The sequence below is a fragment of the Methylocaldum gracile genome (assembly GCF_053646815.1).
The window spans coordinates 2,354,752-2,380,136 of record NZ_CM132196.1 but is presented as its reverse complement, the minus strand read 5'-3'; the positions used below and the strand labels follow the sequence as shown (position 1 = coordinate 2,380,136).

The window sequence follows — 25,385 nt, the reverse complement described above, 5'->3', positions numbered from 1 at the left end:
GCTCAGGGCGAACGGCCTACCAGGATCGGCGCACGGAAGGTGAAGTCGGCGAGGTACTCGACGTGGATGATCGCGGCACATTGACCCGCGACGAACGCTATCAGGCCTCGGCTTACTCCGCGTATTTGCAGGACGCCATGCGCTTCGGCGACTGGACGATAACTCCGGGCCTCCGCATGGAGCACTACACCCAAAACAAGACGCGCGTTTTCGACGCAGAGGATGGCCCCGAGCCGAAAGAGGAAGACAACACATCGATTCTGCTGCCGGGCATCAGCTTTCTTTACAGCGGCTTCACGGACACACAGCTCTTTGCCAGCGTGCAGCGGGGCTGTACGCCCGCGCCGGCTCGCGGCAGCGACTTCCCGCTGGTTCCCGAAACCGGCATCAACTCGCAGGTCGGGTTGCGCTCCAGCTTCGTGAAGGGCATCAATTTCGAACTGGCGGGCTTCTACAACGTTTTGAACAACACGCTCGTGCAACTCCCCTTCATCGATCCGAACACCGGGCGGGACATATTCATCAATGCGGAAGATTCCGAGGCCGTCGGCGTCGATGTCGCGGTGCGGGTCGACTCGGCCGCTTACACCCAGTCGCCCTATAATTTCTTTGGCATGCTGGCCTACAACTATACGGACGCGAGATTCACCGAGGGCGTCAGCAAGGGTAATCAAGTGCCCGAGGTTCCGCTGCACACGGGCAGTTTGACCTTGGGCCTGGAACACACGAGCGGCTGGCAGATCAGCGCGACCCTGACCCATATGGACAGCTTCTTCACCGACCCGGCCAACACCCGCGATCCCATCCTGACGGATGAAGACGGCGCCCCTCCGGAGGCGGGCGATGTGATCGACCTCCGCGAGCCCATCGTCGTGGGCGCCGTCCCCAGCCGCACCCTCCTTTCGGCGCGCGCTACCTATGCCATCCCGAACACTCCGGTAACGCTCTGGGTTCAAGGTCGCAACCTGACGGACAAGCTGTATGTCTCAGACTACTCGAACGGTTTGCGCCCGGGCCCGAGCCGAACGGTGATCGGCGGCGTGACGATCCGCTTTTGAGAACGTCTGAATCGTATCCCTACCCGCCTGAACTTGGGGGTTCCCGAGCTCCCCGCTTGGGAACCCATTGGCGAAAACGCTAATGCTTATTCCAGTATTGACCATTCAGGAATCACCGAGCATAAGTCCCCTTTCCCACCGGGTGTCGCAAAAGCAAAAATAGGCCGGGATGACGAAGAAATCCCAGCAATCCGCGAAAATGCTGGGTTTCGTTCCTCAGCCCAGCCTATAAATTGGACCTTTGCAACACTTTCCAGTGGGCGGGGGTCAGGGTTTTGCTCTCAAAATCAGAGGATACGAAGATATATAGACCTCGGCGCAGTTCGAGAAACAACTACATCAACGTCGCGTCCGGATTCAGAGCGAAAAAACCCAACAGCCCATAACAAGCAACCGCCAGGGCTGCATGGGCCATCAGCACGATTCTAGGCGCCGATCTCCCTCTTTTGGCGGCGAATCCCATCGCAGCTCCCAAAAGAATGATGACTACGGCCATGCCGATATTGGCATAAACCCGCTGGTCGCCATCCAGCGCGACAGCGATCACCAAACCGGAGCCCAGCAGCGCGGCGGCGGCATGAACCAGCGAGTAAGCCGGCCCCACGGATTGGCCGCGCCAGGCGTCCCGGATCATCATCAAGCCCATAGCGGCAACTAAAGTAAAAACGGCAAGCGCACCCATCAACATATCGAAATCCTCCTTGGAAGTGGAATGAATGGAAAACGTCTCAAAGGAAACGTGCGGACTTAACAAAGAAAGAATCGAGCCAACTTGACCTACAAACATCCACTTTGCCTCAACCAGATTACGAAACAGAGGGCAAGGTCACGCAACGCTTGCTGCGCGGCCATATTTCGAGTGAACGGAACTTAAGGAAGGATGCGGCATATCGGCAATCGCGGCACCGTGAATGGCCTTCCCTTCTAGGTCGGAGCGGCAAAAGCCTAAGTCATCTGTGGCGTTTGACGGAAAAAACTCGACGGAGCACATGCCGCTCGTTAAAAGATCTCAACCCGCTTGGCGGCTTTTTGCGCGCGGTCCGTCTACCTCCACGAGGATAAACAATAACATTGGGGGGTCTAGATGAAGCTTTTGACCCGGCAGACCATCCGAGCGAAGAGATCGCACATCGATCCCCTGGCACGAGTTCCCGCACCACCGGTGGGGTCGCGCTGCTGGTCTCGGTCTTGACCGGAATCTACCTCTGGTGGCCGAGCCGGAATCAGCTCGTCCGGGCCTTGACCGTCAAGCGCCGCGCGAGCCGGGAGCGCCTCATATTCGACCCGCACAAGGTTTTCGGCATCTACAGCGCTCCGGTACTCGCGGTCGTGGCGTTCAGCGGCGTCTATCTGGTGTTTTTCGATTACGTCCGCCCGATGGCCAATCTGTTCTCCCCGGTCGAACTGGATGGCTAGGCCGACCCGCACGGCCTGACTTCGAAAATAACGCCCGGAGCGACGCCGATTCCGATTGCGTCCGCCGTCAGCGCGGCTGAGTCCGTGTTTCCGGAAGCCCGCTTGCGGCGCGTCGGGCGAAAGGCGTATCGCGAAAACGCCTCGAGCGCGACCTTTATAGAGAGAAATCGAATTTGGCGAGGCGGGTTGTGCTGAGGCATGAACCCGACATTTCTCCGCTATGATCCGGGCGAATTGACATGGGCGTAATGCAAAAAAAAACGGGATGCCGACTGAACGGCATCCCGATCGAATGAGGAGATCTCACGCACTCGTACGGTTGGCCTCGGAGGAGAACCAATAGCTGCTACGAGATGGGATTATCCTATTAAACCTAACCCATTGATTCAAGGTGACATTTTGTCGCATGGACCGTGCGGCATTTCACTCGCCGCAGTGCGGCAAATGCATTAAAGCTCCCCCCATTCGAAAACCGCGTGATTTAATAAACTTTTGAAATATAAAGGCAAAAAGATTTGGCACGCCGTTTGTTATGTTATTGATGCTGACCAGCGGTCGGCCTCTCCGAGCACCTCGGGCGCTTGATGGAAAGGCTGACCGCGACCACATCGCACAATCATGGCGTCGATGCAGGTCGAAAGCTTGTTCACGAAAATCAATACATTCCCCAACATAGCTCGCGGAAACCCAGGCAACTGTCTCGTACACAAGCTCCGGACGCAATCCGTTTCCCACCAAACCGGCACCGAATCCCATCGCCAATTTATGAATCCTTCATCGCTCGGCACCGAAAGCGTTTTCTCGGACAGTCGGGACGAAATTTTCGCCTTTCTCATGCGCCGCCTCCGATGTCCGGAAACCGCTGCCGATTTGGTCCAGGAAACCTATCTGCGCCTGCATCAGAGCGAGCGACGAAGTCCTGCCGACAATCCGCGCGCCCTGGCTTTTCGCATCGCCGCGAACCTGGTGGTCGACTATTTGCGAAAGCAGACCGCCAAATCCCGCTACGAATCCGCTCACGACGACGAAGCGCTTGCCTCAGAAACCGTCCCCGGCCCGGATTTGGCCCCCGAACAGGCAGTTAGTCTGGGGCAAACCATGGATCGTCTGAAAGCGGCCTTGTCGGAATTGCCGGTGGACTCCCGCACGGCTCTGCTGTTGAGCAGCGCGGACGGCCTGACCTATGTCCAGATCGCCGAACGGCTGGGCGTATCGGAGCGAATGGTGGCGAAGCGCATTGCTCAAGCCCTAAAACACTGTCGGGACCGGCTCGACGACGAGACCACCTGATCGATGGCGCCGTTTCATGCCCATAGCGATACGGTTTTTTTTCTTCCGTCCGTCTTATATACATAAGTCTCTCCGACATACCCGACCGTACCGTTCATGAACCCAAGCGATCGCCGCAAACTACTCTCGGACCAAGCCATCGATTGGCTGGTGCTGCTACGTTCGGGTGCGGCGGGGGACGGCGATCGCCAGCGCTTCGCCGAGTGGCTGGCGGAGGGGCCCGAGTACGCGGACGCATTTCAAGAAGCGGAGCGTCTATGGGCTTCGGTCGCGGACGTTTTGAGTGACGAGGCAGGAGATCTCCGTGCAGAGCAGCCCGCCGCGGTCGGACTGCCGGAAAAGCGCCCTTCACCGATCTCGCCCGCGGGTCGGCGCCGGCTCCGGCCTGCCCGCTGGGCCGCGGCGGCCGCGCTATTGCTCGCCTTCGGACTACAGGGACTCTATCTCGGCGACTTTTGGCTCAGTGATTACGCCACCGGCACGGGAGAGCAGAAGCTGGTACGCCTGGACGACGGCAGCACCGTGCTGCTCGACACCGATACCGCCATTGCGCTGGATTGGAACCCATCGCGACGGCGCATTCGTATCCGCCACGGCCAAGCGGCCTTCACGGTGGCGCCCAACGCTGCCCGGCCGTTCGAGGTGGAAACCGGCCCGGCGGTGATCCGCGCCTTGGGCACCGTCTTCGAGGTTTCGGAGAGCACGGCCGGCGACATCGCTGTGACGGTCCAGGAACACGCCGTCAGCGTCAGGCTTGCGGACGGACGGTCCGATTCCGCGCAGGCTGCGGTGCGGGTGGCGTCCGGGCAGCGCGTCAACTACAGCCCGACACACGGCTTGAGTTCGCCGGAGAAGACCGATTTGAGCCAAGCGACGGCTTGGCAGCGACATAAGCTGATATTCAAGGACCAGCCCCTGGTGAAAGTGGTCGCGGAACTCGACCGTTACCGGCCGGGAAAGATCCTGATTGCCGACCATCGCCTGGAGGATCTGCGCGTTACCGGCGTGTTTTCCCTGGACGATTCCGATGCCATCCTCGCGGCCGTCGAGAAAGCGCTCGCCATCCGATCTACCCGGCTGAGTCCCTGGCTCGTGCTGCTGCATCGCTGAACCCCCATCTCGTTCGCATCGATTCGACGAAAATTTTTTTGCTTTCCCGGTTCATGGTTTTGGCGTTCGCACGTGTTCAGAAAAGAAACATCCCTTTTCTGAATTCCTTCGAGAACGTCATGAAAAACAAAAAGAACCGGAACACATGCAAAGACGCCGACATTTTTGACCCAGTTTCAAAACCCCCAAACTACTTTCCTCCGGGGAAAAGATCATTCACCGCACTAGCGGTCGTCATCGCGGCAATCGTAATTCCGGCCGAGGCCTCTGAAAAAGAAAAGAGCCATGCGCGACACTACGCCATCGCCGCACAGCCGCTCGGCGATGCACTGACGGAATTCGCCGACCAGTCCGACCTGAAACTGGTTTTCGATGCCGATCTCGTCCGCGGCCTCAAGTCCCGAGGACTATCGAGCACGCTAACGCCGGAGCAGGGCCTGGACAAGCTGCTGGACGGTACCGGCTTCGGCTATCGCTTCATCGGTCCCGGAACCGTCACCATCGAACGCCTCGCCAAGCGCGCTGCCAAACCGAACATCGCGCCCGCTGCCGGCCATCAGACCCGAGGGACCGGCGACGAATCGGTCCAACTGGCCACTGTTTCGGTTACCGGTGAAGCGGAACCTCAAAGCCTTACCACACCCTCCATCGAAGAATCGCGGGAAAAACTGGGGCGAGTGCCCGGCGGGACGACGCTGATCGAGGGGGAGCGAATCAGGGAGGGCGCGGCGCTAACGGTGAACGACGCGCTTGCTTATGCGCCGGGCGTATACGTCGGCGACCGCATTCGCCTGCGCGGCAGTTACACCTGGAGCAATTTCCACTTCGACGACGATCCGGTGCTGAAAGACAACCGGCTGCCTGGCATACCGGAGCACAATGCCCGCTTCGAGGCGCTCTACCAACATCCCGGCGGTTTCTACATCGGGCCGAACGTAACGGCGGTCAGCTCCAACTGGGTGGATTTCACCAACACCCTTGCGGCCGATGCCTATGCTCTCCTGGGCGCCCGCGTCGGCTGGGACGACGGCAAACATTGGAAGGTGTTCGTCGACGGACGCAATCTCACCAACGAGCGCTATGCCGCCTCGGTCTTCGTTACCGGTGACGCCGGAGGACAGGACGTGGCGCAATTCAATCCCGGCGCCACCCGCATGGTGTTCGGGGGATTCGAGTACCGGTATTGAATTGGTTCGGCGAGTACGTAGCGAACGATGCCTGTCCTGAGCGTAGTCGAAGGGCGGTTCGCTTCGCTCACCACATCCTACGAGCCGTACTCAGCCGGGCCGAACGTGCCGAGTCGTTTCGGTCGAAGCCTGCAATTACGCTCGTTCCCGATCTCCGGATTGGGAACGCTGCCTTGGAAGCTCCCGCTTCCCGAAACATGACAAGCCAGAGCTTGCAAGACCCGGTTCCCAAGCCCAAAGCTTGGGAACCGGCGCAAACACCGATACAAGGCGGAACAAGGTGACAACCGTTCCCGGCGTTCGAAATGCGCGAACTCGACGGCCAAACCGGCCGGATGCCGGTGGGGTTTTCTTTCTGTCATTCGTCTTATTTAGTCGGCATTCGAGTGAACATTCATCGTAGGGTGAGTTAGCCCCTAGTCTCCGCTTGGGACAGGCCCTTCGACAAGCTCAGGACAGGCTCCGCGTAACCCACCGATTCGAGGCCGTTCGGTGGGTTACGGCCTCGCGGCCTAACCCACCCTACAAAAATGAATGCCTTATTGAAAGCGATTTGGAATTAGATCCATGAGGCCTCACGAAAGACATAACCCGGCGATACATCTACGTCCCTACAATTTGCGACTTCAAATCGGAAATCGACCATGTCCCTCCAGAATTTAAGGCGTCTCGCCAATCTGAAAACCCGAAGGAAACTGTGGCTGGAAGTGCATCTCTGGCTGGGACTCGTCGCTGGCGCGACGCTGGTGATATTCGGGATTACCGGCAGCATCCTGGTGTTCCATCAGGAAATCGACGAACTGCTGAATCCGAAACTGCTGACGATCGAAGCTCGCCCTGGAGGAAAGGCAAATTACCGTCCACTGGAGGACATCTTCGCGGCCGGCATCCGGGCCATGCCGGCCGACGCCAAATTGACCTTCGCCAACTACCCGCGCAATGACACGGCGGTGTTCCGCCTGCGATTCCAGGTGCCGGCCCTGCCGGAGGGTGAATCGGAAAATTGGGAAGTCGCGGTCGATCCTTACACCGCCGAGGTGATCGGTCGGCGCCTGATGAAGCGCTCGGACAGCACTTTTCCGAGGACGTTCATCGGATTCGTGTTCGAGCTGCATTACGCCTTTTTTCTCGGCGAAAGGATCGGCTATGTGCTCGTGGGCATTCTCGGAGCCTTGCTCATCATTTCGGTGCTAACCGGCCTCATCGTCTGGTGGCCGCTGACCGGCAAATGGCTGCAGGCGCTCACGATCAAGCGCCGAGCCAGCGCCGAACGCCTCAATTTCGATCTGCACAAGGCTTTCGGCTTCTACACCACGCTCATCATGATTCCCGTGCTGTTCTCCGGCATCTACATGAACCTGCCGCGGCATGTGGTGCCGGTTCTGGAACTGTTCTCGCCGGTCACCTACCGCTATTGGTTTCGCTCCACCCCGATTGCGGATGGTGAGCCCATCGGCATGGCACAGGCCGTCGCCATCGCCGATACCCGCTATCCCAGCGGCCGCCCGGACTGGATCTACGGCGCGCCGGAGCCGACCAGCACCTACACCGTGTGCAAGCACGACGTGGCGGAGCCCGGCAGTCTTCTCAGCCGCCGCTGCGTCGTGATGGACCGCTATACCGGAAAAATCCTGGACGTGGACGATCCCGCTACGGGAACGGCAGGAGAAGTCTTCACCCACTGGCAATGGCCGCTCCATTCCGGCCACGCCTTCGGCATGACAGGCCGCATTCTGGTATTTGTCACCGGCCTCGCCTGTCCGGTGCTGTACGTGACGGGGGTGATCCGTTGGCTGCAAAAACGGAAGGCGGCGCGGCGCACGACCGGCGTAGCGGACCGACGGCTTCGCGATCAGCCGCGAACAAATGAAATCTGACCGCTGGAAGAGCACTGTGTGATTTGCCGCAGTCGCTTGCAGCGAAACAGCCGAGCCTACCGATCCAGCCTTTTCCGATCAATCGTTTACATGATTCGGCATGAGGCTTGCTGTATCGAGGAGTCCCTTTTTCTCGATACCCATGCTGTCTTCCGATCATCAACTGCTAGTTCAGCTTTTCCGGGACTGCCGCCAGGAACTCCTGAGCTTCCTGCTCGGCCGACTGGGTTGCGCTCAAACTGCGGACGACCTTTGCCAGGAATCCTTCGTGCGGCTCTGGCGGAGCGGCGACTTGAGCCGCATCGCCAATCCCCGCGCTTATTTGTTCAGGACCGCGCTGAATCTGATTACGGACCATCACCGCTACGGCAAAAACCGGCCAAGCTTTTTGGCCGATTTGGACGAGGACGATCCCAGCGTTCTTCCGACGGAGGAACGGACCGGCGAGGCCGCGACGCTCGCCTCGGAGCAGCTCGACCGGGCGACGGCGGCGCTGGAGGAGCTTCCGCCACTGAGCCAACGCATTTTTTATCTGAGCCGGTTCGAAGGCTTGAAACAGCGGGAAATCGCGGAGCGGCTCGGCGTTTCCCTGCGCACGGTGGAGGAGCATCTGAGACGCACGCTGCTGCATTTGAATCGCCGCGTACACGAAGATTAGCTCGTGGCGTGTGGTTTTTTCGCGGTGGCTCGTCTATCTTCACGAGTCTCCTAAGACAACGGCCGTTTTATGCCCGAATCCCCACCCTCCCACGATCCCGACCGTTTGGTAAGCGAGGCGCTCGACGGGCTGATCGTTCTGAAGACGCGCACGCCGACAACGGCCGAAACACAGCGACTCGAGCGTTGGCGCTCGCAAAGCCCGGAGCACGAGGCAGCTTGGCGCAACGCGCTCGCGCTTTGGGAGGGGCTGGAACCGCTGCGCGGCCGGCCGCTGTCCGGATCGTCTCCCCTGCCCTTGGAAACTGCTCGCGCAAACCTCGCGGAAGCGATAGTGAGACCGCGACGATTGCGATCTGAGACCGATCCTGCCCTAAGCCGTTCGCGCGGCACCGCCTTTCCGCGCCACTCCGTGCGCCTCGGCTGGGCCATCGCATGCCTTTTCATTCTGATCGCTGGCCTGGTTTTTCTCGACCCCATGCTCGCGCTGCAGGCCGATTATCGAACCGCCAAGGGCGAAATTCATGATGTTCTGCTGCCCGACGGTTCCCGCGCCAGTTTGAATTCCGACAGCGCCGTCGCGGTTCGCTTCGAGCATTCGACGCGGCGGATCGAACTGCTTCGCGGCGAAGCGTTTTTTGAAGTGGCCAAGGACCCGGCGCGTCCGTTCGTCGCTGCCAGCCGCCACGGCGAAGCCAAGGCGGTGGGTACGGCCTTTACCGTCAGGCAGTCGGAAGAAAAGACCGAAATCGCGATGCTGGAGGGCGTGGTCGAGGCCAGCACGTTCCGCCAGCGCGTCTCGCTGAAAGCCGGTCAAGCCGCCAGCCTCGAAGCGGACGGCCGGGTCGTCCTGCGGAAAAGCGGAGTCGATCATGCCGCCGCCTGGCGCGAAGGCTATCTGATCTTCGATCAAACCCCTCTGGCCGAGGTGGTCGCCACGCTCAACCGATACAGGAAAGGACGGGTGACTCTGCTCAACGAATCGTTCGCCGACCGGCGCTTGAGCGGGCTCTTCCGTCTCGCCGACACCGACAGGGTGATCGACGCCATCGCCGAAACCACGCCGCTGCGCATCACCCGCCTGACGGATTACTGGGTGATTCTGCGCTGAGCAAGTTGCGAGGCCCGTAGCCCGGATGAAGTGAAGCGAAATCCGGGACGAGCGAAGCCGTGACACCCCGTATTTCGCTGCTCTACATACGGGCTGCGGCAAGGACGTTAGACTGAATTTTATAATTTCACCCCGAGAGGTATTCCCGCGCGACCGTCCTACCTGTCGCGTCCATCGGGCGCCATGAGATTTTCGGTTTGCGACGGTTCCGCGCCGCGCATGAGCTTTAGAAGTTGTAGGTCGGCAACCCCTTGCCGACGAAGGCGCTCGGCCAAGCGGCGTCGTGTCGCGAAGGGATTCGCAACCTACGCGCGAGTGCCCGTACAGTAGATATGCAAATGCTCTGGGTTCCAAATCGGGAAGCCGGAATTTCTCGACATGGGTCCCGAACCGGAGTTTGGGACCCAGCGTAAAATCCGCCGTCGGTTACGCCATGTGGTTTTTTTCTCCGACTCCGTCATAGCTCTCGTGGGCCGACTATTTTGCCCGCCGAAAAAAAGCAAGAAGATCAGGAGAAAAACCGCATGTCCCAGCCGTCCCGACTCAGGAACGATCGGCCCCGCAACCAATGCCGCGTGCTGGTGTTCGGCCTGCCCTTACTGTCCGCCTTCACCGCCGGTGCCGCGGAAAACACCCGTTTCGACATTCCTCCGCAGCCTTTGAACAGCGCTTTGGTCGCATTCGGCAAACAGAGCGGACGGCAGCTTCTGTACGGTAGCGAAATGACGGAAGGCTTGAAAACGGGAGGACTCAAAGGCGAGTACCCGCCCGAAATAGCGCTAGACCGGCTGTTGGCCGGCACGCCGCTGACCTACAGCGTGACGCCCGGCGGCACGGTCACCCTCGCCCGAGCCGAAAAGCCCGCGCCCGCGGTCGATAGGCAAGAAGTGCAACTGTCCCCGATCATGGTGAAAGGCGAGGCGGTGACCGAGGAGGACCGCCAAAGCTATACCGTAACCCGCACCTCCACCGCCACCAAGACCGATACGCCGATCATGGACACGCCCGTGTCGGTGCAGGCGGTCCCGCGAGCGGTGATGGACGATCAGAAAACCCCCGATTTAAAGGAAGCGCTCGAAAACGTGAGCAGCGTGCGCCCGCAACCTTCCTTGGGCGTATTCAACGGTTTCATCATCCGCGGTTTTCAGGACTTCAATCAATACCGGAACGGACTGAGGGTGGGCTTCACCAGCTTCGATACGGCCAACCTGCAGTCCCTGGAAGTGCTCAAAGGCCCCGCCGGGGTGCTGTATGGCCGCATTCAGCCGGGCGGCCTGATCAACCTGACCACCAAGAAGCCGTCGGACCAGGCTTATTATTCTCTTGAGCAGCAGTTCGGCAACTTCGATTTTTACCGCACCCTCTGGGACGCAACCGGGCCGGTGACCCAGGATGGAGCGCTGCTCTACCGTTTTACCGGCGCTTATCAGGACAGCGACTCGTTTCGGGAGTTCCACACCATGAATCGGATTCAGGTCAACCCGAGCCTGACCTGGCGGATCAGCGACGCCACCGAAATCTCGATCGAGGTGGAAGGTTTCAACGAGGATCGGGAAATCGACTACGGCATCCCCGTCATCGGGAAACGCCCGGCACCCATTCCGATTCGCCGAGCGCTGGACGACCCGGACGATCCCGTCGACAACATCTCCAACGTCTACGTCGGTTTCAATCTCACCCACCGCTTCAACGAGGACTGGACCTTGCGCAACCGCTTTCTGGCGCGGTATTACCATGCCGACAATCTGGACATCACGCCTTCACCCCAGTTCGACGCTTCGGCCCTGCGCAGCGACAACCGCACGCTGGACCGCAACCTGTTTCACCAGCGGTCGGACCAGGACGTCTACGCCACCAACCTGGATCTCACCGGAAAACTGGACCTGTGGGACACCGAACATGAAGTCCTGGTAGGCTTCGATTATTACCAGAACTCGGAAAAGTATCATGCTCGCGGCGACTATTTTGCGGGCGATCCGGCGCTCGCCATCGATATTTTCAACCCCAGCTACAACATAGACGCCGCCCTGTTCGACAAGGACCGCCTGGCGTTCCCGCTCTACTCTCGCGCCGAGGAACAATGGTTCGGCGTCTACTTTCAGGACCGCATCGTGCTCTGGGAAAAACTCCACATTATGGGCGGTGGTCGCTACGATTGGGCGACGATCGGACGCGGCTATTCGGACACTTCCTATTCCGCGGCGGACGACGCCCGACGGAACCGAAAGGATGACGAGTTCAGCCCGCGGGTGGGCATTCTCTACCAGCCTTGGTCCTGGTTGAGCATCTACGGCAACTGGGCGGAATCGTTCGGATCGAACAACAATATACCGGGCTTCGGGAATGTAACGCCGGAAACCGGCGAGCAGTACGAAGCCGGCGTCAAGACCGAATTCTTCGACGGCCGGATGACCGCGACTCTTGCCTTCTACAACATCAACAAGAAAAACATTCTCACCCCCGACCTCAGTACGGCCGATCCGACCGATAGCGACACCATCGGCGAGGCGCGGAGCAAAGGCATGGAACTGGACATTTCCGGAAGGATCACGGATTACGTCAGCCTGATCGGCAACTACGCCTACACTGACGCCGAGATCACCAAGGATAACTCGGACAACCAGGGCAATCGCATGCCGAATGTGCCCTACAACTCCGGAAGCCTGTGGCTCAAATACGATGTCAACGGGTTCGATGCGTCCAACGGATTTTCCCTGGGGGTCGGGGTGTTCGCGGCCGGTCAGCGCGACGGAGACAACGAGAACACGTTCAAGATGCCAGGTTATGTGCGGCTCGACGCCGCCGCCGCTTACCGCTGGACCATGGGCCCGTCCCGCGTGACCGCGCAACTGAACCTGCGCAACCTGCTCGACAAAGCCTATTACGAGTCGACCGACCCGTTCGTGAATGTCGCGCCCAGGCTCGCGGTCGTACCTGCCTCGCCGTTTACGGTGCTGGGCTCGGTGCGGGTGGAGTTTTGAAGCAGATCTTTCTTTTTCCGCCGAGACTCAGACAGATGTCGACGGACCGTTCGGCAGCCGCTTCCTCTGCCCGTTAGGAACGGCCGGACGATCCCGACCCCGGAGATTGTAGCGCGACAGGCAAGCCGATCTTTCGCGGCTATGATCATGAAATAGCCCGTATGTCCGTTGCTTGCGGGATAAGGAATTTGCGCCCTGCTACGAGTGCTGCAATCGAAGTGTCGTGACTCGGGTTATGGCAGGGAATAAAAAACGGGATGTCGACTGAACGGCATCCCGATCGAATGAGGAGATCTCACGCACTCGTACGGTTGGGTCCCGGAGGAAAACCAATGACTGCTACGAGATGGGATTATCGTACGCCGCCTAAATCATTGATCCAATAGGGCATTTTGTCGCATAGCCGATGCGGGATTTCACTCGGCGCAGTGCGGCAAATGCATTAATGGCCCGCCCTTCTAAAACCCAGCCCTTCCCTAAACCATTGAAATAACGATGAGATAATATCTGGCGCGAAGTTTGTTTCTATTTTTGTGCCGACTAGCGGTCAGCCTTTCCGAGCGCTTGGGAGTGCTCAGGGGAAAGGCTGGCCGCGACCACTCTGTGGATTTGTCCGGTTTTCAGCGACTTGTCTTTATTCCCCACACGTGGAATCGAGCAGGATATGGCTTCGAAAAGATATTTCACCTCCTCCAACTCCGGCCGAACCGTTGCAGCATGCCCAAGTTCCGAGTGTGCCATGTAAGCCATGGCCGGACGAATTAGCGCAAGACTCAAGGAAGTCACCATGAAAACGAAGCATTCGTTCTTTTCACGTTTTTTTGCGGGAGTGTTGTGGCTGGCTTCTTTTGCCGGAGCCCCCTCGACGGCGTCGGAAACGCTCGTGCACGAAATCGATACCCCCGCGGCGCAGGGCAGCCGCCAACACCATCTGGTCCGACTCGACCGAGGGCGGCTTTTGTTGAGCTGGGTGGAAGGCGACGAGCAATCGAGCCGCTTCCGTTTCGCCGTTCGCGAGCGCGGAATCTGGGCCGCGCCGCATACGGTCGTCGAGGGCCGCTACAAGTTCGCCGCGCCGCCGCTCGTGGTCGGACTGAAGGGTGGCGCATTGGCCGCGGTATGGATGACCTATCAGGACCGGGCGAAGGATCGCTACGCGGCCGACATTCATGTCTCGATATCCAAGGACGGCGGGCGCCAGTGGAGCAAACCGCAACGCCCCTACCCCGCCGCCGCTCGCATCTACGATGCCCAAATGTCCGCCGCTCCCCTGGAAAATGGTGGATTCGCGCTGGTGTGGACCGACCGGCGGCATCCGGATCGTTATCGCCTTATGGCCACGCTGATCGGTGCTGACGGACGCGCGAGCGCCGAAACGACGCTCGATCCCGACGTCTGCTCCTGTTGCGAGACCCGGACGGTAACCGATGGGAACACGCTATCGACGACTTACCGCGATCATCTCCCAGGCGAGCTCCGGGATATCGCCCTAATTCGCTGGAGCTCGGGCGGCATCCGTTCGAATGGAATCGTGCATGCCGACCGGTGGGCCATCGAGGGTTGTCCGAGCAACGGCCCCGCCGTGGCTTCGCAAGATGGACGGACGGTGGTCGCCTGGTTCACCGCAGCGGACGGCGTGGGGCGGGTAAAAGCGGCGTTTTCAGCCAACCAGGGCGCGCATTTCGGCGAACCCGTCGAGCTTGGCGCCGATGCGAACGGCTACGTCGACACGCTGCTGTTGGAGGATGGTTCGGCTATCGCGGCTTGGCGGGGACGGGCGGGTCCAGACGAAGAACTGTGGATGGCCCGGCTGCGGCCAGACGGCACCCTGTTGGGCCGTACAAGCCTGTACCGCGGAGGATTCCCGCGTTGGCCGAGCCGCCATATCAGCCTGGCGCAGGCGGGCGATGAGATTTACGCAGCCTGGACCGATGTGGCGCAGCAGCGGGTGAGACTCGTCGGAACACCGGTGGCCGCCCTGACGGCGAATGCCGAAGATCTCGGGGAGTAACGAATCCATGAACGGCAGCGGTGTTGTCTCGACGGCGAACGCGGCCGGACGGATCGAGGCCGGTCTGCCATCGGGCTCCCCGGCCTCGTGGCGGTTTTCAGCCTACGGCATTTCCTGTAGTTCGCCGACAGGGATCGCCCCATCCGAGCGCCCCTTCAGGTAAGCGTACAGGCCGTCGATTCCGTCGACCACCGCCTTGTTGCCGCTAAAGGCCGGCATGTTGTTGCGCCCGTTGAGCACGGTCGCTTTAAAATCGTCCGCGCTCATGTTCTTCAAGCCGGTCACCAGATTGGGAAAAGCGGCCCCTCCTTCCGCGGTCGGTCCATGGCAAGTCTCGCAGCGTTGGCGCTTGTAGAGTTTCCACCCATTGAAAGTCGCTTTGTCCACCGCTTTTCCTTCGACTTTATAAGGCGCTTCCGCATGAGCGATCGAGCAGACCGAAGCGGCAAGCACAAGCGCACCGGCTGCGGCCAGTCTCCTCAGAGCGAATAGCGTATCGATTCTTTGCATAAGGTCTCCTTTAGTATTGATTGAACAGCCAGGACGGATGCATTTTGATTCCTTCCCTGCCGGAAGCGCTGCAACGGCGCAAGAGCAACGGCAAAGCGTCTTTCTCTCATCGTTCCGCTCGCACCCCCCCCCTTTCGAGGAGAGCTCAATTTGCATCAGTCGCGATGGAATCGGCTCGATTCGCGAGTCGTCGGCTCCCGATTCGAACTCGGGCATACCCAACCCATGCAAAAAAACGGCGGATGGGAGAGCGATGCCGGGGAATACCTGGCACTCGTTCAATCATCCGCCACAGTACAAGTTGAGGTTATGCACCAAAATTGATTACAAAATCGGTGCCAAACGCCGGAAGCCTTGCTGGCCAAGCATCGTGTGGCTTGGTCGCCCTGTTCTTCGGGAAGGAATTGAGGGCTGTCACCCAGTTGTGCGGGAACACACGCAATTCGAGAGAACCGATCCATGATGCGCAAGGGGAACGGCTGGAACGCTTTCCAGTTTGCTATGAAGTCTTCGAGCGTAACCCCCTCAGGAGAGGGCTGTTCTGAGGTAAAGGTCGAGCGGCGCTCGCCGTTCTCGCCAAATGCCGCTTTTGAAGGTGTAGGGACAAAAAAAGCGGACAGAGAATGCGCACCTGCCCGCTTGCATTGAAGCGAAAGTTCTTATCTTGCCATTTTTAGGTGCTTCAACGCTTCGTCGGAATGCTGGGCGGCGATATCGGCGTGTCCCATCTTACCGTGCTCGACCGCCTGATTGAGGTGGTTGATCGCCTCTTTCACGTGCTTAGTCGCTTCATCGTGATACTTCTCGGCGGCCTTGGCATGGGTGAGAGCTTCTTCGGCATGCTGGGTCGCCTGTGGCGCATGATTATCCTGGCCGTGGGCCAGGGCCTGCGCCGCGTGCTCGATGGCCTGGTCCGTATGCGCGTCCCAGGCGTAAGCCATCCCGCTCGCAGTCAAAACCAACGCGCCCATCAATGGAATGATCTTCGTCTTCATTTTTGCCTCCTTAGGTGCTATTCATCGGAATCGACATGTCCTACCCCATGCCGTAAACAACACAGGGCACGCTAAGCCTAACAGAATCATAATGCCGCACGAAAGAGTGACATTAGTATCGAAACCGGGACACGAGAAACCGGGTATGTCGTCCCGGACAAAGCCCTTTTATTAACCCGGCCTATAAATATAGGCCGGGTTAATCCGGGGCAGGGATGCCCCGGCGCGGCGACAAGCCGCGTGAGCCCAGGCCGGGCGTGTACCGGGCCTGGGCGGCGGCCCGAAATACCAGGAGGGTATTTACGGGCCTGATTAATAAACCCGACGCCGATTACAGCAGACGTTCGACTCTAATACTGTCTGACCCTGTCGGCGGTGCTCGTGTTCGGTTTAATCCGCTGGTTGCAGGAGCGGCAGGCAAAGATCGTAGATCAGGGTAAGGCGTTTCTCGACGTCTCATGGCAGTAGAGATCATTTCAAAATTCGCGTCTTATCTTGCCCGCCAAGCCGGCTACCCGAGCTATGCCACACCAGGTGCGGCAATTCACACAGCAATCCGGTTCATGTATCGCCCAACCGCAAGGTTTCCGGCCCGCTTCCCATGGCATTTGTATTGCTTGAGCTCTTTGCCACCACGAGAAAGTGGCCTCGCTCAAGTCCGAAATAACAAAAACCAGCCGTAACCCCGTCCACCGTCAATGGACCATTCTTCCGCCTGCGTCAGCGATTTGTTCCTGGATCACCGGGAAACGCTCGTTCACACTCTGTTCCGTATGGTGGGCTGCCGGCAGACTGCCGAGGATCTGGCACAGGAAGCTTATGTGCGCGTGATGGGCGCGGCGGAGAGCCAACACGTCACCTACCTGAAAGCCTTTCTTTACCAAACCGCGCGCAATCTGGCTCTCGATCATTTGCGCAAGGCGAAGGCCCGCAGCCGGACGGATTGTCCGGAAGCCGATCCGGAGATCGTTGCCGAAATTCCGGCTTCGGCTCCGACACCGGAGCAGCATGCCGCAACGCAGCAGGATGTCGAAAGGCTGTTCGAAGCCTTGGCTGGCCTATCCGAGCGTCGGCGGCAAATTCTGATACTGCACAAGCTCCATCACTGGCCTTACGAACGCATAGCCAGCCATATCGGCCTGTCCCGCAGCGCCGTGGAAAAAAATGTCCATGCGGCGCTGGCTCATCTCGTATCCGTTTTGGGAGACGATATCTTCTGACGCCAGTGTGTTCCGGCACGCCCCGAACGTCTTATCCTATAACGCCTCCATTTCACGCGGACCCTATCCTCTTCATGACTTCCAACGGCGACGACGATCCCAAGGCGCCCGGCACGCCGCTAGCCGAGGCGCTGACATGGTTCGCGCGGCTGCGGGACAGCGAAACCGGCGCGGCCGAGCGGGAAGCCTTCCTGGCCTGGCATGCAGCCAAGCCCGAAAATACCGAGGCCTACGCCCGCGTGGAGAAGCTGTGGAATTCCCCGGCCTTATCCGAGGCGCTGGCAAGATTTCCCGCCGCGGTCCCGCCGGTCGTCGCCCGAAGCCGGCGGCGAACGGCCCGCCGTTGGGCCTCGGCCGCCTCCGTCCTGCTGCTGGCCGGCTGGATTGCGGCTGCATCCGGGCTCATCGACCGCTGGCGCGCCGATTACACTACGGTAGCCGGCGAACAGCGCCGCATCGCGCTGGCGGACGGTTCCACCGTCGTCCTGAATACCGATTCCACCCTGGTGCTCGATTTCAACAACGATCGGCGCGGCGTTCGCCTTCTGGCCGGCGAGGCCTATTTCGAGGTCCGGCCCGACAGCGCACGGCCTTTCATCGTCAGCACCGGCAACGCGACCGTGCGGGTGGTGGGCACCCGGTTCGCGGTTCTGGCCGGGGAGACAACCTCGGTCGCCGTCGACAGCGGCATCGTCGCCTGCGGCAACGAGAAAGGCGCAAGCGTTAAGGTAACGGCGGGGCAGCGCGTATCGATCTCAAAGGAAACGGTCACGCCGCCGGAGACCATCGACCCAGGACGCGCCTTCGCCTGGCTCAACAAGCGGCTGATTTTTAAGGATCAATCCTTGGCGTACGTATTGAACGAAATCGACCGCTATCATCCCGGCGTCATCGTCATCGCCAGCGGGAGGCTTGCGAAGATCCGCGTCACCGGCAACTACAAGCTCGACGACACCGCCGCCGTGGTCCGTGCCCTCGCGGACATCGCCGGCGCCCGCGTCGCGACCGTCTCGCCCTATCTGACGGTAGTGCGTTAGAGCGTCAATCGGCGCTCCCCTGGATATGCCGGAAACGCGTTTCGCTTGCCGTAGCCCGTGAAATGACCGTAGGTTGCAATCGCCCATCTCAAGGTCGCCGAAACTATAGATACCGTCTTGGAAATCAAGACCAAGCCGCGGGTCGAGCGGCGCAATGTCGCGAAGGGATTCGCGACCTACGGCGGCTTATCCCGGCCCAAAATGTAGATACCGTCTTAGAAATCACGATGCAAGCCCATGATTGGGATCGAACGGTCGGCCGGACTTAAGGACGCCGTAGGCCAGGACGAGGAGCTTGCGCATGGCGGCGCCGACGATGAGTTTGCCGTTCTTGCCTTGGGCTTTAAGGCGTTCGCAGAAGGCCCGGATCAGTGGGTTATGGCGCCAGGCGACGATGGCCGGCATATAAAGGGCCTTGCGGAGCAAGGCATCGCCGGTCTTGGACAGGCGGGTGTGGCCTTTCCACTTCCCGGACTGGTGCTCTTTGGGCGAGAGGCCCGCAAAGGCGGCGACGCTGCGCGCGTTTTCGAAGCGGTGAACGTCGCCCAGGGCGGCCAGCAGCACCGGGATGGTGGCGTCGCCCAAACCGGGGATGGTGTCGAGCAGGTCACGCCGTTGGCGGAGGTCCGGATCGTGGTCGATGTGCTCCCGGATGCGTGTTTGGGTAGCGGCGATCTCGGTGTCGAGGGTGGCGAGCACGGCTTCGATGGAGGCGCGTACGGTGGGGTCGGCCCCGTCCAGGCGGTTTTTTTCCATCTGCCGCATCTCGAGGAGGCTCTCGAGCCGACGCACTAAGGCTTGTAATGGGCGCACGGCCGGCGGAGGCGGCTGCCAGAGCAGCGGCCGTTGGCTGAGACAGAAGCGGGCGATGCGCTTGGCATCGCTTTTATCGGTCTTGGTGCGGCTCAGTTCGGCTTGGCCGAAGGCGTGGATTTGGGCGGGGTTGACCCGCTGACGGCGAGGCCGTGGTCGACCAGGAACAGGGCCAAGCCCTCACCATAGCGGCCGGTGGCCTCCAGGCATACGTGGGGCGTTGGGAAGGCTTGCAGCCAGGCCAGGAACGCCCTAAACCCTTCGGGCGTGTTCTGGAAGACCTTGGTTTTGTACTTGCCGTTGCGGAGCGCGGCGGCGTCGAACTTGGCTTTGGCGATGTCGATCCCGATGGGGCTGAACGTCATAGGGTCTCCTTGGTCTGCGTTGACGATGGGGCAAAGTGCTGACCGATCGAAACCGCTCCTGCCGGGTTCAGCCTTATCCATCCAGGGTGTTGCCCAAGGCAGCCCTACGATACCGTTCGAACTCTATGGCGAGGAAGGGACGCTGGGGGACGATCTACGGCGCGGGCTTCAGGCCCAAGGTCGGCAACGTCTTGCCCAGCGTCTGGGTCCGATGATCAGTCGGAGATTCTGCCTCTTGTGGAATCCAGAATCGAGATATAAGGTCGGCAATCCTTTGCCGACAAAGACGCTGAATGCGCGATGAAAATTCTTTCGTCGCGAGGTGTGTGCTCCCACCCCCTAAAACGTCTCGGTAACCAGAGCCTGAATCAGGCATACGACACCGGCATTGGGAGCATTCATGACAAGAACAACAAATCATCAGTCCACCGTCATCCTCTCACGGACGCTCACTCGAGTCGCCATTGGCATCGCGCTGACTTTTCCGGCATTGTCCTTCTCCCCGCGAGCCTCGGCTGCCGAAGCTGCCGCCCGGAGCGAGCAGGCGATGCCGTTTTCGATTCCCGCCCAGCCGTTGGAAGACGCGCTGAACGAATTCATAGCCGTCACAGACTGGCAGGTCGGCTTCCCGGCGGAGCTCGCGAAGGGCGCGCGTTCCCCCGGCGTCGCCGGACGCTATCCGCCGTCTGAAGCCCTGAGAAAGCTCCTTGCCGGAACCGGCCTCGTCTATCGTCATACCGGGGCTAGGGCCGTCACGCTGGAACGGGCTCGGGAGCCGATCCGTCCGGCCATGGCTGACAACCAGGAAGTGCATCTGTCCCCCGTTATGGTGAAAGACGAGGCGCTGGAAGAAACAGATCGGGGCAGCTACACCGTAGCCCGCAGCTTCTCCGCCACCAAGACCGACACGCCCATCATGGACACGCCGGTTTCGGTACAGGTGGTACCCCGCGCAGTCATGCAGGATCAACAAACCACGCGCATAAAGGATGCATTGGAAAACGTCAGCGGCGTACGCCCGCAATCGAGTTTAGGCCTTGGGAACGGCTATATAATCCGGGGATTTAGAAACGATCGGGTGTTTCGTAACGGCCTCGTCGCCAGCGGCGTTTCTATTGGAGGAGCCACCGAGTTCGATACGGCCAATCTGAAAAGCGTCGAGGTATTGAAAGGCCCCGCGGCCATTTTGTTCGGCCGCATCGAGCCGGGCGGAATGATCAATGTCGTGACCAAACGGCCCGAGGATACGCCCTATTATTCATTGGAACAGCGTTTCGGCTCTTACGATTTCTATCGGACGGAATGGGACGCGACCGGAGCGATTACCGGGGATCGGTCCTGGAGCTACCGCTTTGCCGGCGCTTATCAGAACAATGAATCGTTCCGCGATTTCAATTTCAACGACCGAATTCTGGTGCAGCCCTCCGTGACCTGGCGCCCCGCCGACGCCACGGAAATGACCCTGGAAGTCGAAGCCTTGTATCAGGAATACCAGGTCGATCGGGCTCTGTTCGCCATCGGCGACCGCCCGGCGTCTATTCCCATCAGCCGCTCCTTCATCGATCCGGACGATCCGATCGATACCTTGTCGAGGGTGAATCTCGGCTTTACTTTAAGCCATGCCTTTAACGAAACCTGGACTATACGTAACCGGTTCTTGGCTTCGTTTAACGATGACGACAATTTTTCCGTCAAACCGGCGAATGTCTTTACCGTGCAACAGTTCTTCGATCCCAGCGCCGGCAATCGAACCTATCTCCGCAATATCTTTTCTCAGGTTGCCGCCGCGGAAACCTATACCACCAACCTCGACCTGACCGGGAATTTGGAGCTTTGGGGAACCCGGCATCAAACCCTGGTCGGTTTCGACTTCTTGCGATCGACAGGCACCTACCTGACCCGGGGAGATTTCATGAATCCCGTGCCTGGTCTGGAAATCGATATTTACAATCCGGTCTACGGCATCGATCGTTCGTTTTATGCGAATGCTTTGGCGACGCCTTTTCCAGCGGGAAGCAATCATTCCTACTTCAGGGATGAATGGTACGGCGTGTATTTCCAGGACCACATCACGCTTTGGGATAAGATCCACATCCTCGGGGGCGGCCGTTACGACTGGGCGACGACCGGACGCGGCCGGGGCGATTCCTTCAGAGCGGCCGAAGCCAGCCTTCCCTCACGCGAAGATGAAGGTTTCAGCCCCAGAGTGGGCATTCTCTATCAGCCCTGGTACTGGCTGAGCGTTTACGGCAACTGGACCACTTCGTTCGGCGCGAACAACGGCGTTACGGGCAGTGGCGCCACGGTCGATCCGGAAATCGGCGAACAATTCGAAGCCGGTGTCAAAACCGAGCTTTTCGACCAGCGCTTGACGACAACTCTAGCCTATTATCATCTGACCAAGGAAAACATCTTGACTCGGGATTTCAGCAGCCCCGACCCGTTCGCCGTCGCCCCGATCGGAGAAGCGCGCAGCCAAGGCATCGAGCTGGATGTGTCCGGACAGATCACCGACGAACTCAGCCTCATCGGCAGCTATGCCTTTACCGACGCACGCATCACGAAAGACAACTCGGGGCTTCAGGACAATCGCCTGAACAACGTGCCCGAGCATGCGGGCAGTCTCTGGCTCAAGTACGATATCCGCCGCTACGCACCTCTGAACGGCTTGAGTTTCGGCGCCGGCGTGTTCGTCGCCGGTCAGCGGGAAGGCGACGACGACAATACCTTTGTCTTGCCGGGTTACGTCCGCTTGGACGCCTTTGCCGCCTATCGCTACCCGCTCGGCGGTTCGAACCTGGTCGCGCAGTTCAATATCCGCAACCTGTTGGACAAGACCTATTACGAATCGACCGATCCTTTCCAGAACGCGCCGCCACGTGTCGGCATCTATCCGGGCGCCCCGCTGACCGCGATGGGTTCGATTCGGCTGGAATTTTGATCGAATGAGGGAGGAATGATGAATCGATGGATGAGCGTCGTACGGCAATCCCCGAATGGCGTCGACGCATGGCGGGCCGCGCGCTTGTCGCGGCTCAAGGCGCGTCGAAAATTGTGGCTCGAAGTCCACGGCTGGCTGGGGCTGATACTCGGATTCTGTCTCGCGATCTTCGGCATTACCGGCAGCGTTCTCGTCTTCTACGAGGAAACCGACGACTGGCTGAATCCCGGCGTCATTGCGTTGGCGAATCTGGTAGAGGGACAAGAACATTTCCGCCCGGTGGACGACATCGTCGAAGCGGCTCGCTCGGTGATGCCGGACCGAGCGCAAATCGGCTCGATCATTTACCCCCGGCATGACCGGCGGGCGTATCAATTCTTCTACCGCGTTGTCACCGACAACGAATCCACGCCCGAACTCCGGCATGTCTTCGTCAACCCCTACACGGCCGAGGTGACCGGAACACGGGCCGTGATCGAACGGGGCCGGTGGTTTCCGGACGGCTTCGTGCCTTTCATGTTCCAGTTGCATTTTGCCCTGCTGGCGGGTAATACCGGCGCGGTCGTCGTCGGAATCATGGGCGTGATTTCGATCATTTCGGTGCTCACCGGCTTGATCGTATGGTGGCCGCTGACCGGCAAATGGCGGCGGGCATTGACCATCAAGCGGGCTGCCAGTCCCGAGCGCCTCAATCACGATGTTCACCAAACCTTCGGCTTTTACACCGCCTTGATCATGCTGGCGGTGCTCCTGTCCGGCGTGTACATGAACCTGCCCGATCATTTCAAGGTGCCGGTCAAACTGCTTTCGCCGAACAGCCGGTCTTTTACGGACAATCCGCAATCATCCCCGGCGGCGGGACGGTCTCCCATCGGTTTGGATCGCGCCCTGGCCAGCATCCGCCGGAGCTATCCCGAGGGAAGGGTCAATTGGCTGCGCCTTCCAGAAGGCGAAACGGGTGTCTACACCATCAGCATCAGGGATGTACCAGGTCTCAGCCGCTTCTGGTCGGAACGGCGGGTGACGGTGGATCAATATTCCGGTGCGATATTGACGGTCCACGATCCGAACACCCGAACCGCCGCCGGCGACACGTTTCTGAACTGGATGTGGCCGCTCCATTCAGGCAAAGCCTTCGGCTGGCCCGGCCGCATCCTGATCTTTGTCACCGGCCTCGCCTGCCCGGTGCTGTACGTCACCGGTGTCGTCCGCTGGCTGCAGAAGCGGCGGGCAAAGCGGTCCAAAAAGCCGCCCCGGCCCGCGGGTTGGGGGGAGGCGAGGAATCGAATTACCGGCCGAAGTAATTGACGACGATTTTTCCTCCCGACATCACCCAATCCGGGGATTCCAGGCGTTTGAAGTTTTCCAGCGCATTACCCTTGACCGCGATGAGGTCGGCGGGAGCACCGACGCTCAGGGTGCCGAGCGGAGCGAGACCCAAGACTTCTCCCGCTTTGGACGTGGCGGTACGGAACACCTCCAGGGGCGTCATCCCGGTCAGGTGCGCCATCAGATGAAGCTCCTGGGCATCGATGCCCCAGGGAATTTCCGTATGGGCGATTTCGGCGCCGTAGTAAAGCTGGGCGCCCAGGCTCGCCAATTTGGCGGCATTCGCGTGTATCCCGCGGCAATGAGACAGCGTATCGATAGTCGTGATGATCCTGACGCCTTGTTGAACGGCCTCGTCGAGCAATTCGTCGGGTATGGGCTCGCAGGGGACATGGGCCCACTCGTCGACGCCGGCCGCCAGTGCTCGCGCTACGCCCTTGGGTTCCGCCACGTGGGCCGATACCTGTTTGCCCAGCTTATGCGCCTCCTCCACTACGGCGCGGACGATTTCCTGGGACGGCATCGGCCAGGGCGGCGGCGGCGACGCCGGATGTCCCGTGCTCCAGGACGCGCCCTCTTCGCCGCCGGGTTCCAGTGCGATCTTGATGACGGCCGCACTGCCGGCAACCAGGTGTTGCACGAGTTGCCGAGCCTGCTCGACGGATTCGACCGGCGCCGCCACCTCGCCGTGCCCATGGCCATGACCGGGCTGGCCGAACACCGGGATGGGATAGCCGCCGGGCACGGTGATGATGGGACCGGCCGTCACCAGGCGTAGCCTCCCGTCGCCGCCGGAGGGCGCCAGCGAGGGCCCGCCCACGTCGCGGACGGTGGTGACACCGTGGCGCAGCACCGTTTCGCGCGGCACGTTCTGGAAGGCCAAATGGCCGTGCAACTCGATGAAACCGGGAAGCAGGGTGGCATCGCCAAGATCGACGATGCGCGCGCCGTTATTGCGCACCTGCCGTGACGGCCCAGCGCCCGCTACCTTGCCGTCGACGATCAGAACCGCGTAATCGGTATTCATATTGACGCCGTCGAATACCCGTGCAGCTTGCAGGATCAGCGGCTTGGAACCGTTGCCCGCAGCCCGCGTCTGCTGCGGGAACGTCCCGATGATGCCGATAAGCAGAAGCACGGTCAGAATCGGATTTTGCCGTAATCCGAACCGGATGATGGGTTTGGAATCCACGTAATGTCCTCGTGTCTTGCGGTTTTTGCGGATCTGTCGGGACCGAAAGTGATCGACCGGAATCCGGGCGAATGCCTCCCCTATGGCCGGAAATGTTACGGGCAAGATATGTACCACTGCGGAAAGTTCCGGGAATCGCGCATCGGCCAGGCGCTCCGCCAAGGCAATAGACGCATGGTCCGGCCGTTTTATCCGAGGCGGTCGGGGGGATTGCCCCCGCGACACACGATCTTTCCGCCGATTCCCACTGCGGCAAATGACACATACGGACTGCGCCGGATAGCG

The 25,385-nt window shown here is 60.1% G+C and carries 19 protein-coding genes and 1 pseudogene; 15 read left to right on the top strand and 5 right to left on the bottom strand.

Annotated features, from left to right (window positions below):
* The first annotated feature begins 62 nt into the window (after window positions 1-62).
* A complete protein-coding gene (locus ACWJJK_RS10510; protein WP_156881858.1) occupies window positions 63-1,058 on the top strand; it encodes a TonB-dependent receptor domain-containing protein in 996 nt (331 codons plus the stop codon).
* 334 nt (window positions 1,059-1,392) lie between these two features.
* On the opposite strand, the gene ACWJJK_RS10505 is transcribed toward ACWJJK_RS10510, so the two are convergent.
* On the bottom strand, window positions 1,393-1,746 hold the full coding sequence (locus ACWJJK_RS10505; RefSeq protein WP_133716138.1) for a hypothetical protein: 354 nt from the start codon (window positions 1,744-1,746) through the stop codon (window positions 1,393-1,395).
* Between the two features lie 383 nt (window positions 1,747-2,129).
* On the opposite strand from ACWJJK_RS10505, the gene ACWJJK_RS10500 reads away from it, so the two are divergent.
* The 9 genes from ACWJJK_RS10500 (at window position 2,130) to ACWJJK_RS10460 (ending at window position 14,698) form a co-directional block, all read left to right on the top strand.
* Window positions 2,130-2,474 carry a PepSY-associated TM helix domain-containing protein gene (locus tag ACWJJK_RS10500; protein ID WP_156881859.1) on the top strand — a complete coding sequence of 115 codons (345 nt, stop codon included), beginning with the start codon at window positions 2,130-2,132 and terminating at the stop codon, window positions 2,472-2,474.
* 765 nt (window positions 2,475-3,239) lie between these two features.
* Window positions 3,240-3,764 (top strand): RNA polymerase sigma factor, encoded by a 525-nt coding sequence (locus ACWJJK_RS10495; protein WP_156881860.1) that lies wholly within the window; start codon window positions 3,240-3,242, stop codon window positions 3,762-3,764.
* Between the two features lie 96 nt (window positions 3,765-3,860).
* A complete protein-coding gene (locus tag ACWJJK_RS10490) occupies window positions 3,861-4,874 on the top strand; it encodes a FecR family protein (protein ID WP_077732131.1) in 1,014 nt (337 codons plus the stop codon).
* Window positions 4,875-4,993: 119 nt separating this feature from the next.
* Window positions 4,994-6,061, top strand: a complete 1,068-nt coding sequence (locus tag ACWJJK_RS10485) for a TonB-dependent receptor (protein WP_240502628.1) — start codon at window positions 4,994-4,996, stop codon at window positions 6,059-6,061.
* Window positions 6,062-6,705: 644 nt separating this feature from the next.
* Window positions 6,706-7,938, top strand: a complete 1,233-nt coding sequence (locus ACWJJK_RS10480; RefSeq protein WP_077732130.1) for a PepSY-associated TM helix domain-containing protein — start codon at window positions 6,706-6,708, stop codon at window positions 7,936-7,938.
* A 100-nt stretch (window positions 7,939-8,038) separates the two neighbouring features.
* The gene (locus tag ACWJJK_RS10475) at window positions 8,039-8,596 is read left to right on the top strand and encodes a sigma-70 family RNA polymerase sigma factor (RefSeq protein ID WP_434112814.1); all 558 of its coding nucleotides are present in this window, start codon (window positions 8,039-8,041) and stop codon (window positions 8,594-8,596) included.
* Between the two features lie 69 nt (window positions 8,597-8,665).
* The gene (locus ACWJJK_RS10470) at window positions 8,666-9,706 is read left to right on the top strand and encodes a FecR family protein (protein ID WP_077732128.1); all 1,041 of its coding nucleotides are present in this window, start codon (window positions 8,666-8,668) and stop codon (window positions 9,704-9,706) included.
* A gap of 524 nt (window positions 9,707-10,230) precedes the next feature.
* Window positions 10,231-12,687 (top strand): TonB-dependent receptor, encoded by a 2,457-nt coding sequence (locus ACWJJK_RS10465; RefSeq protein ID WP_156881862.1) that lies wholly within the window; start codon window positions 10,231-10,233, stop codon window positions 12,685-12,687.
* A gap of 787 nt (window positions 12,688-13,474) precedes the next feature.
* Window positions 13,475-14,698 carry an exo-alpha-sialidase gene (locus ACWJJK_RS10460; protein ID WP_156881863.1) on the top strand — a complete coding sequence of 408 codons (1,224 nt, stop codon included), beginning with the start codon at window positions 13,475-13,477 and terminating at the stop codon, window positions 14,696-14,698.
* A gap of 102 nt (window positions 14,699-14,800) precedes the next feature.
* On the opposite strand, the gene ACWJJK_RS10455 is transcribed toward ACWJJK_RS10460, so the two are convergent.
* Entirely contained in the window at window positions 14,801-15,208 is a 408-nt protein-coding gene (locus tag ACWJJK_RS10455; protein WP_077732124.1) for a c-type cytochrome, read from the bottom strand.
* A 659-nt stretch (window positions 15,209-15,867) separates the two neighbouring features.
* Complete coding sequence (smbP, locus tag ACWJJK_RS10450) at window positions 15,868-16,203, bottom strand: small metal-binding protein SmbP (protein ID WP_077732122.1); 336 nt, start codon at window positions 16,201-16,203, stop codon at window positions 15,868-15,870.
* A gap of 698 nt (window positions 16,204-16,901) precedes the next feature.
* On the opposite strand from smbP, the gene ACWJJK_RS10445 reads away from it, so the two are divergent.
* Window positions 16,902-17,423 carry a sigma-70 family RNA polymerase sigma factor gene (locus tag ACWJJK_RS10445; protein ID WP_156881864.1) on the top strand — a complete coding sequence of 174 codons (522 nt, stop codon included), beginning with the start codon at window positions 16,902-16,904 and terminating at the stop codon, window positions 17,421-17,423.
* Between the two features lie 74 nt (window positions 17,424-17,497).
* Window positions 17,498-18,460: a FecR family protein gene (locus ACWJJK_RS10440; protein WP_156881865.1), complete on the top strand. Its 963-nt coding sequence runs from the start codon at window positions 17,498-17,500 to the stop codon at window positions 18,458-18,460.
* Window positions 18,461-18,682: 222 nt separating this feature from the next.
* Here the strand turns inward: ACWJJK_RS10440 and ACWJJK_RS10435 are convergent.
* Window positions 18,683-19,638: pseudogene (locus tag ACWJJK_RS10435) on the bottom strand (IS110 family transposase).
* 25 nt (window positions 19,639-19,663) lie between these two features.
* Here ACWJJK_RS10435 and ACWJJK_RS10430 point away from each other — a divergent pair.
* The 3 genes from ACWJJK_RS10430 to ACWJJK_RS10420 all read left to right on the top strand — a co-directional run bounded on the left by ACWJJK_RS10430 (window position 19,664) and on the right by ACWJJK_RS10420 (window position 23,887).
* Window positions 19,664-19,942: a hypothetical protein gene (locus ACWJJK_RS10430; protein WP_454128970.1), complete on the top strand. Its 279-nt coding sequence runs from the start codon at window positions 19,664-19,666 to the stop codon at window positions 19,940-19,942.
* A 96-nt stretch (window positions 19,943-20,038) separates the two neighbouring features.
* A complete protein-coding gene (locus ACWJJK_RS10425; protein ID WP_156881310.1) occupies window positions 20,039-22,579 on the top strand; it encodes a TonB-dependent receptor in 2,541 nt (846 codons plus the stop codon).
* Between the two features lie 15 nt (window positions 22,580-22,594).
* The gene (locus ACWJJK_RS10420) at window positions 22,595-23,887 is read left to right on the top strand and encodes a PepSY-associated TM helix domain-containing protein (protein WP_156881309.1); all 1,293 of its coding nucleotides are present in this window, start codon (window positions 22,595-22,597) and stop codon (window positions 23,885-23,887) included.
* Here the strand turns inward: ACWJJK_RS10420 and ACWJJK_RS10415 are convergent.
* Entirely contained in the window at window positions 23,868-25,100 is a 1,233-nt protein-coding gene (locus ACWJJK_RS10415; RefSeq protein ID WP_454128969.1) for an amidohydrolase family protein, read from the bottom strand. The genes ACWJJK_RS10420 and ACWJJK_RS10415 overlap by 20 nt on opposite strands.
* Window positions 25,101-25,385: the final 285 nt, after the last annotated feature.

What these genes read in the sequence shown, in the direction of transcription:
- ACWJJK_RS10505 (WP_133716138.1), bottom strand. Translation starts at nt 1,746, where the DNA reads ATGTTGATGGGTGCGCTTGCCGTTTTTACTTTAGTTGCCGCTATGGGC.
- ACWJJK_RS10495 (WP_156881860.1), top strand. Translation starts at nt 3,240, where the DNA reads ATGAATCCTTCATCGCTCGGCACCGAAAGCGTTTTCTCGGACAGTCGG.
- ACWJJK_RS10490 (WP_077732131.1), top strand. Translation starts at nt 3,861, where the DNA reads ATGAACCCAAGCGATCGCCGCAAACTACTCTCGGACCAAGCCATCGAT.
- ACWJJK_RS10485 (WP_240502628.1), top strand. Translation starts at nt 4,994, where the DNA reads ATGAAAAACAAAAAGAACCGGAACACATGCAAAGACGCCGACATTTTT.
- ACWJJK_RS10480 (WP_077732130.1), top strand. Translation starts at nt 6,706, where the DNA reads ATGTCCCTCCAGAATTTAAGGCGTCTCGCCAATCTGAAAACCCGAAGG.
- ACWJJK_RS10475 (WP_434112814.1), top strand. Translation starts at nt 8,039, where the DNA reads ATGAGGCTTGCTGTATCGAGGAGTCCCTTTTTCTCGATACCCATGCTG.
- ACWJJK_RS10470 (WP_077732128.1), top strand. Translation starts at nt 8,666, where the DNA reads ATGCCCGAATCCCCACCCTCCCACGATCCCGACCGTTTGGTAAGCGAG.
- ACWJJK_RS10465 (WP_156881862.1), top strand. Translation starts at nt 10,231, where the DNA reads ATGTCCCAGCCGTCCCGACTCAGGAACGATCGGCCCCGCAACCAATGC.
- ACWJJK_RS10460 (WP_156881863.1), top strand. Translation starts at nt 13,475, where the DNA reads ATGAAAACGAAGCATTCGTTCTTTTCACGTTTTTTTGCGGGAGTGTTG.
- ACWJJK_RS10455 (WP_077732124.1), bottom strand. Translation starts at nt 15,208, where the DNA reads ATGCAAAGAATCGATACGCTATTCGCTCTGAGGAGACTGGCCGCAGCC.
- smbP (WP_077732122.1), bottom strand. Translation starts at nt 16,203, where the DNA reads ATGAAGACGAAGATCATTCCATTGATGGGCGCGTTGGTTTTGACTGCG.
- ACWJJK_RS10445 (WP_156881864.1), top strand. Translation starts at nt 16,902, where the DNA reads ATGGACCATTCTTCCGCCTGCGTCAGCGATTTGTTCCTGGATCACCGG.
- ACWJJK_RS10440 (WP_156881865.1), top strand. Translation starts at nt 17,498, where the DNA reads ATGACTTCCAACGGCGACGACGATCCCAAGGCGCCCGGCACGCCGCTA.
- ACWJJK_RS10430 (WP_454128970.1), top strand. Translation starts at nt 19,664, where the DNA reads ATGGGGCAAAGTGCTGACCGATCGAAACCGCTCCTGCCGGGTTCAGCC.
- ACWJJK_RS10425 (WP_156881310.1), top strand. Translation starts at nt 20,039, where the DNA reads ATGACAAGAACAACAAATCATCAGTCCACCGTCATCCTCTCACGGACG.
- ACWJJK_RS10420 (WP_156881309.1), top strand. Translation starts at nt 22,595, where the DNA reads ATGATGAATCGATGGATGAGCGTCGTACGGCAATCCCCGAATGGCGTC.